This is a genomic window from Mesorhizobium sp. M4A.F.Ca.ET.022.05.2.1 (genome assembly GCF_003998845.1).
Classification (GTDB): Bacteria; Pseudomonadota; Alphaproteobacteria; order Rhizobiales; family Rhizobiaceae; genus Mesorhizobium.
Map to the genome: position 1 here is coordinate 1 of NZ_RZOJ01000289.1, position 7,780 is coordinate 7,780.

Consider the following 7,780-nt stretch of genomic DNA (forward strand, 5'->3'; position numbering starts at 1 on the left):
CGCCACAACAGGATAGGCTTCGGCTCCTCGGCCTCGGATGCCGTCTCGCCGGCTTCCGCAGTCGCGGCAGGCTGGGTGGACACGTCGGCCGCCGCCGGCGAGTCCTCGGCCACCGGCTCTCCCGCTACGACGTCGACTTCCGCAGTCTGGGCTTCTGCCTCCGCCTCGGCTGCCGGAGCAGCGTCAGCTGGTTCTTCGGCGGCGGCTTCCGCCACCACCGGGGCCTCGTGCGTGGCTTGGGCTGGAGCCTCAAGCGGCTCTTCAGCGACCAGTGCGGTGACGGGTTCGGCCGAAACGTCGACCGTGGCATCCGGCGCGACAGTGGCGTCCGGCCCAGGTCCAGAACCCTCGGCCGGTGTTTCGGCACCGGCTTCCGCAGCCGTGGCTGCGGCCGCTGCGGCCATCTCGGCCTTTGCCGCCTCTTCCGCCGCAAGCTTGGCGGCGGCCGCCTCGCGCGCGGCACTGTCCTGCGCCTCGAGCCGCGCCTTGACCTCGGCTGCCGGCTTCGGCTCGGCGCGATAGCCGAGACCTTTGAGGATCTCTTCCATGTCGTCGGCGGTAGCGCCGAGGATCGACATCATCGGCGGCGTCACCATGAAGGCGTGGCCGTCATAGGCGCCGTCGGGACGCTGGCCCAGCCCCGGCTTCCAGTTGGTCGCGGGGCGGATCAGGTCGGCCAGCCGCTCGAGGATATCGACGCGCACCGCGCGGCGACCTAGATTGCGGTAGCCGGCGAGCTTGTAGAAGCTCTTGTCGAAGGCGGGATCGATGACCACCGAGGTGCGGCCCGACGCCAGCGCATGCACCACGTCGCCAAAGCCGGGCTTGTCCTTGCCGTCATTCTTCAGCGCCCAGAGAAGCGTCACCAGCCCGGCCGGCGCCGGCTTGACCAGCGCCGGCACGAAGACGTGGTAGGCGCCGAAGCGCACGCCCAGCCGGCGCAGCGCCGCGCGGCCCTCCTGGTCGAGCGACTTCATCTCCTCGGCGATGTCGCGGCGGTTTATGAGGCCGAAATGCTCGACGAGCTGGAAGGCGATGCCGCGACCGATGCCGGTGAGCTGCTCGGCATTCTTCAGGTCGACCAACGGCTTCAGCAGCGACTCGATCTGGAAATTGACAAAGCGCTCGGCGCGCGCCGCCACCTTGTCGCGTGCCGGGCCGGTGAGCTGCTCGTCGGCCAGCAGCACGAGGCGCGGCTTCAGCGGCTCATCGCCGGCAACCAGCGTGCCGATCGGCGCGCCGATCCAGCGCAGCGTTCCGTCGGAGCCGAGCGCGAGATCGCCATTGGCGCAGGCGCCGAAGCGTTCGGCGCGCGTTTCGAACTCGGCGGCAAGCGCCTTTTGGGCAGCCGTGCGTACGGCCTTGGCATCCTCGCCGCCGGCGCTCTGGTCGGCGGTGAAGCGGAACCCCTGCAACTCGCCGACATGATGGCCTTCGACGAGGACGGTTCCGGTAGGGCTTATTTCGGCTTCAGGCATGGTATTTTCTCTAAGGCGCCGCATGAGGACGGAAGTCCTGCGGTCTACGAAGCGTTTCGTCAACCGCTCATGCAGCGCATCCGACAATCTGTCTTCGATTTCGCGCGTCTTTTCCTGCCAGTGTGCCTGATCGGCCAGCCAGCCAGGCCGGTTGGAGACAAAGGTCCAAGTACGGATCTGGGCGATGCGGTGCGAGAGCGTGTCGATATCGCCATCGGTCGTGTCGGCGCGGCGGACCTGCTCGGCCATGTAGTTCTCATCGACATGGCCGCGCCTGGCGAGGTCCATGTAGATCGACGCGATCAGGTCGGCATGCTGGGCCGGTGCGATCTTGCGGTAGTCGGGCAGGGCACAGGCTTCCCAGAGCAGCGCGACGCGCCTGGCATCGGTGGCGAGCGAGCGGATCTCCTCGTCGCGCGACAGATGCTCCAGCGCCTGCGCATCGACCGCCGGCAGGGCGCGTGTCAGGCCCTCCACCGGAGCGTTGGTCTCGATCGAGTGCTTCAGCGCGTCGAGGCTGGAGAAATCGAAATCGGCGGTGCGCCATTGCAGGACCTTCACCGGATCGAAGTCATGGCCCTCGATCTTCTGGACCAGTTCCTCGTCCAGCGGATCGACCTGGCCGGTGACGCCGAACGTGCCGTCGCGCAGGTGGCGGCCGGCGCGGCCGGCGATCTGGCCGAGCTCGGCCGCGGTCAGGTTGCGGTATTGGTAGCCATCGAACTTGCGGTTCTGGGCGAAGGCGACGTGGTCGAGGTCGAGGTTGAGCCCCATGCCGATGGCGTCGGTGGCGACAAGGTAGTCGACGTCGCCCGACTGGAACAGCGCCACCTGCGCGTTGCGGGTGCGTGGCGAGAGCGCGCCGAGCACGACGGCGGCACCGCCCTGCTGGCGGCGGATCAGCTCGGCGATGGCGTAGACCTCGTCGGCTGAGAAGGCGACGATCGCGGTGCGCCGCGGCAGGCGGGTCAATTTCTTCGAGCCGGCATAGGCCAGGTGCGACAGCCTGGGCCGCGTCACCACCGAGATGCCCTTCAGGAGGCGCTGCAGGATGCCGTGCATGGTGGCCGCGCCGAGCAGCAGCGTTTCCTGGCGGCCGCGCAGATGCAGGATACGGTCGGTGAAGATGTGGCCACGCTCGAGGTCGCCGGCAAGCTGCACCTCGTCGATGGCGACGAAGGCCGCATCGGTCTCGCGCGGCATCGCCTCCACCGTGCAGACCGAATATCTGGCGCCCGCCGGTTGGATCTTCTCCTCGCCGGTGATCAGCGCCACCTTGTGGACGCCGACCTTCTCGCAGACGCGCGCATAGACCTCGCGCGCCAGGAGCCTGAGCGGCAGGCCGATGACGCCGCTCTCATGCGCCACCATGCGCTCGATGGCGAGGTGGGTCTTGCCGGTGTTGGTGGGTCCAAGCACGGCCGTCACGTCGCGGCCGGAAAGGATCAACGGCTGGGGGTGTTTCGGCTGGACGTTCATCGGCCCGGAAATAGACTTTCTGCCGCTCGTAGTCGGGGGCGCGCCGGCGATGGCGCGTGTGACAGCCGACACATAGGGATTTCGAGCGCGAAGCGAAAGCGGAATGTTCCGCCGTCGGTCTCCATGGGTCGCGTGGGGGGCGAAATCCGCTCCCGATTAACGGTTAGAACGAGTCTGGAACGAATCGGCGACGAATCGCTGACTCGCCGAAGTTCATGGTTTGTTCATGGCTACATGTGGATTTTTTGACGATGAGTCTCACCATATGCTGAATCGCTTGATTGGCCCGTTTCATGCAGGACGAACGCGAGTCGCGCGTCGCCGTTAACCTTTGCCGATGAACGACCGACGTTGTTCGTCTGGCCTCGGCCAAGATTATGAAATTCTTGACGTTTCCTAACGGGCCTTAATCTTTCGGGTACGTTTCTCGGCCCTCGGCGTTAACGTTCCGGCCCAAAGCCGGAACGAATCGGCGACGAATCAGCGATGTCGGGATTTTCTTGGTTTGTTCACCCCAACATGTTGTGTCGCAGGGAGGTTTTCCACCGAGAATCCACAGGTTGGGCACATGCTTTTGCACAGGCCGCGCGCGAGCCATTAACCATTGCGTGCCGGAGCGGGGCAAAGGCGTCGCGCGAGAGGCCCGCACAGCGGAGAGGTGACAAACAAAACGGGCCGGTTTCCCGGCCCGTTTTTGTCGATGTCTATTTCTCGGCGCGGGGCGTCAAACGAAGTACTGGCCGCCATTCGCGGTGATGGTCGAGCCGGTGATGAAGCCGGCCTCGTCGGAAGCGAGGAAGACGACGCAGCGCGCGACTTCTTCCGGCTCGCCGAGCCGGCCCACCGGGATTTGCGGGATGATGCGCTCGTTGAGCACCTTCTCGTCGATTGCCCTGACCATCTCGGTGGCGATGTAGCCGGGGCAGATGACGTTGACGGTGATGCCGGCGCGGGCGCCCTCTTGAGCCAGCGCCTTCGAGAAGCCGATGTCGCCGGCCTTGGCGGCCGAATAGTTGACCTGACCGGCCTGGCCCTTCTGGCCGTTGATCGAGGAGATGGTGATGACGCGGCCGAACTTGCGGTCGCGCATGCCGCCCCACAGCGGATGCGTCATGTTGAAGACGCCGGACAGGTTGGTGTCGATGACCTCTTTCCACTGCTCGCGGGTCAGCTTGTGGAACATGGCGTCGCGAGTGATGCCGGCATTGTTGACGAGCACCGAAACCGGGCCGAGATCGGCCTCGACCTGCCTGATGCCGGCAGCGCAGGCGTCATAGTCGGCGACCGACCATTTGTAGACCGGGATGCCGGTCTCGGCCTTGAACTTCGCGGCCGCCTCGTCATTGCCGGCATAGTTCGCCGCAACCGAATAGCCGGCCTTCTTCAAAGCGATCGATATCGCCGCGCCGATGCCGCGCGATCCGCCCGTGACGATTGCTACCTTACTCATGCAGTTCCTCCCTTTGGTCGGAAGAGCGAATAGGGAGTAGCGAATAGCGAGTAGGGATCTGATATCCCGTCACGTCATTCTACCCTATTAGCCACTCCCTATTCGCTATTCGCTAAGTTCAGAGCGCTTCCACGCACATGGCGACGCCCATGCCGCCGCCGATGCAAAGCGTGGCAAGACCCTTCTTGACGCCGCGGCGGCGCATCTCGAAGACCAGCGTGTTGAAGACGCGGGCGCCGGAGGCGCCGATCGGATGGCCGATGGCAATGGCGCCGCCATTGACGTTGACGATCGACGGATCCCAGCCCATGCCCTTGTTGACGGCGCAGGCCTGTGCGGCGAAGGCCTCATTGGCCTCCACGAGGTCCAGGTCCTTGACCGACCAACCGGCCTTATCCAGCGCCCGCTTCGAGGCCGGAATCGGGCCGGTGCCCATGATCGCCGGATCGACGCCGGCGGTCGCCCAGGAAGCGATGCGGACCAGCGGGGTGATGCCGCGCCGGGCGGCTTCGGCCTCACTCATCAGCAGCGCGCCGGCGGCGCCGTCATTGATGCCGGAGGCATTGGCGGCGGTGACCGTGCCGTCCTTGTCGAAAGCGGGCCTAAGTTTGGTCATGGCGTCGAGCGTCGCGCCGTGGCGGATATATTCGTCCTGGTCGACGATCGTATCGCCCTTCTTGCCCTTGATGGTGAAGGCGACGATCTCGTCCTTGAACTTGCCGGCCTTCTGCGCGGCCTCGGCCTTGTTCTGCGAAGCCAGCGCGAACTGGTCCTGGTCGTCACGGGTGATCTGGAACTGGCGCGCGACATTCTCGGCGGTATTGCCCATGTGATAGCCGTTGAAGGCATCCCACAGCCCGTCCTTGATCATGGTGTCGATCATCTTGTAGTCGCCCATCTTGACGCCGGCGCGCAGATGCTGGGCATGCGCCGAGAGCGACATCGATTCCTGGCCGCCGGCGACGATCACCTTGGCATCGCCGGTGGCGATCTGCTGCATGCCGAGCGCGATCGCGCGCAGGCCCGAGCCGCAGACCTGGTTGAGGCCCCAGGCGGTGGTCTCCTTGGGCAGGCCGGCGTTGATCGAAGCCTGGCGGGCAGGGTTCTGGCCCTGGGCGGCGGTCAGAACCTGGCCGAGGATCACCTCGTCGACTTCCGAGGGCTCGACGTTGGCCCGCTCGAGCAATTCCCTGATGACGACCGCGCCGAGTTCATGTGCCGGGGTGGCGGCGAAGCTGCCGTTGAAGGAGCCGACTGCCGTGCGCGCGGCGCTGGCGACAACTATGCCATTGGATGCGGACATTTTCTTCTCCAGACTTCGAGGTGTCGTGTTTTAGGCTATCGTTGAGGAACTTTCTTGCCCTTTCCCGGTGCCAAGTCAAACCGGAAATGGGCATGCCGGCCATGCGCCGCAAGCAGGCCTGCGCTGGCCAGGGCTGCAGTCCCCGCTTCGCTGCGCAGCATATTCCGGCCGCCATGCAGCATTAATCGATCTTGCACTGCACAAACCACTTGGAATTGTGACGCTTTTGCGCATATCCTTGACAGGGCGCAATCGTTACCGGCTGCTTACTCAAATGCGCCGGTGTCCGGGGAGGATACTGATGGCCGCGAAAGACGACCCGATCGTCATCAAGAAATATGCCAACCGCCGACTCTACAACACCGGCACCAGCACCTATGTGACGCTGGAAGACCTCGCCGACATGGTCAAGAAGGGCGAGGAATTCACCGTCCAGGATGCCAAGACCGGCGACGACATAACGCATCCAGTGCTGACCCAGATCATTTTCGAGCTGGAGAACAAGGATGGGCAGAACATGCTGCCGATCCCGTTCCTGCGCCAGCTGATCGCCTTCTACGGCGACCAGATGCAGATGATCGTGCCCAGCTTCCTCGAGCAGTCGATGATCGCCTTCTCCAAGGAGCAGGAACGTTTTCGCGAACAGATGAAGGGCGCGTTCGGCAAGTCGCCGATGGACATGATGAAGATGTCGACGCCGATGAAGGCGCTGGAGGAGCAGACGCGCCGCAACATGGAGATGTTCCAGAACGCCATGCGCATGTTCACGCCGTTTCCGTCGGCGACGGCGAACGGGGCTTCGCCGACCCCGGCCGAGCCTGCGAAAAAGGAAGTGCCGGAAAAGTCCGATGATCTCCAGGAACTGAAGGAACAGATCGCGGCCATGCAGCGCAAGCTCGACACGATGTCGTGACGGGCACGTTGCCATACAGGTGAAGCCGGCCTGACCTGAATCTCAACAAGCCCTGGAGCGACGCGCCCCAGGGCTTGGCTTTGATAAGCACCAGTTCCGCTAAATCCCGACGGGCCCGTCGTAGCGGGCGCGGGGCCGGATCAGGCGGTTGCTCATGACCTGTTCGACGGCATGCGCGGCCGAGCCGACGCTGCGCCCGAGCGCGAACAGCCGGAACGGCGCATCGGGCGGCAGGCGCAACTGACGCGTCAGCGCGGCCAACGCGAAGTCGATGTTCGGGCGCGCCCCCGTCGCGCCGAGAACGGCATCGCCGAGGCATGACATACAGCCATCGATCTCGACATCGGACAACAACGCCTCCGCCCTTGGGTCGCCCTCCGGATAGAGTGGATGGCCAAAGCCGGGCAGCGGACGGTCGTGGCCAAGCCAGCGCTCGACCGCCGCATCGGCTCCCAGCCTTTCGGCGTCCTCGACGAGATTGAGCAAGGCCTCGCCGGCGCCGCCATGGCGCGGTCCGGACAGTGTGGCAAGACCGGCAAGCAGGCAGGCGGCGACCGACGCGCCGGTGGACGCGGCGACCCGCGTGGCGAAGGTCGAGGCGTTCAACTCGTGATCGGCGAGCAGCACCAATGCCCTGCGTATCAAATTGGCGCCGGCAGTGCCGACCGACCAGCCGCGCGCCAATCTCTCATGCACGGCGCCGTTTCCCGCAGCCGCGCCGAGCGCCTCGGCCAGGGCCGCGATGGCGTCGGCAGCATCGCGGTAGAGCGTGGCTGGCCCGCGTCCCAGCGAAGGCCGGCCTTCGGCAGCCAGTACAGCCAGCGTCGCGAATGCCGCGCCGCGACCGCTCTCGCGCGCGTCACGGCGGCCGGGCGAGGCAAACGACACCGGGACGTCCGCTGCCCAGAGCAGGCTTGCCGTCTCCTCCAGCGTGGCCGCGCCGGAGAGCGTCACAGCATCCTTGCCGCGATAGAAAAGGCCGCCATGCTGGATGGTCGAGATTGTGGTGGCAAAAGCCGGCTCGCCCCAGTCGATGGCGCTTTCTGCGATCGCTCGCGGGCTTCGGCCGCGCGCGCGGCGCGTGGCGAGGGCGGCGATGTCGTCGGCGCGATACTGGCTGCGGCGCGGATCGGCTGCGTCCGGACGCATGCCGATAC

At 65.5% G+C, this 7,780-nt stretch carries 5 protein-coding genes; 1 reads left to right on the forward strand and 4 read right to left on the reverse strand.

Features of this window, described 5'->3' with window-relative positions; all coding sequences use genetic code 11:
• The 3 genes from EN745_RS24860 to EN745_RS24870 form a co-directional block, all read right to left on the reverse strand.
• A partial coding sequence (locus EN745_RS24860; RefSeq protein ID WP_127422498.1) for a helicase-related protein occupies window positions 1-2,957 on the reverse strand: 2,957 nt, incomplete at its 3' end.
• Window positions 2,958-3,681: 724 nt separating this feature from the next.
• Window positions 3,682-4,407 carry an acetoacetyl-CoA reductase gene (gene phbB / locus EN745_RS24865; protein WP_126057904.1) on the reverse strand — a complete coding sequence of 242 codons (726 nt, stop codon included), beginning with the start codon at window positions 4,405-4,407 and terminating at the stop codon, window positions 3,682-3,684.
• 118 nt (window positions 4,408-4,525) lie between these two features.
• Window positions 4,526-5,710 carry an acetyl-CoA C-acetyltransferase gene (locus EN745_RS24870; RefSeq protein WP_127422496.1) on the reverse strand — a complete coding sequence of 395 codons (1,185 nt, stop codon included), beginning with the start codon at window positions 5,708-5,710 and terminating at the stop codon, window positions 4,526-4,528.
• Window positions 5,711-6,011: 301 nt separating this feature from the next.
• On the opposite strand from EN745_RS24870, the gene phaR reads away from it, so the two are divergent.
• Window positions 6,012-6,623, forward strand: a complete 612-nt coding sequence (gene phaR / locus EN745_RS24875; protein WP_126057906.1) for a polyhydroxyalkanoate synthesis repressor PhaR — start codon at window positions 6,012-6,014, stop codon at window positions 6,621-6,623.
• 99 nt (window positions 6,624-6,722) lie between these two features.
• Here phaR and EN745_RS24880 read toward each other — a convergent pair.
• The coding region (locus EN745_RS24880; protein WP_127422497.1) for a citrate synthase at window positions 6,723-7,780 on the reverse strand (1,058 nt) is incomplete at its 5' end.

Coding starts and splice junctions, on each gene's coding strand:
- phaR (WP_126057906.1), top strand. CDS start 6,012: ATGGCCGCGAAAGACGACCCGATCGTCATCAAGAAATATGCCAACCGC.
- phbB (WP_126057904.1), bottom strand. CDS start 4,407: ATGAGTAAGGTAGCAATCGTCACGGGCGGATCGCGCGGCATCGGCGCG.
- EN745_RS24870 (WP_127422496.1), bottom strand. CDS start 5,710: ATGTCCGCATCCAATGGCATAGTTGTCGCCAGCGCCGCGCGCACGGCA.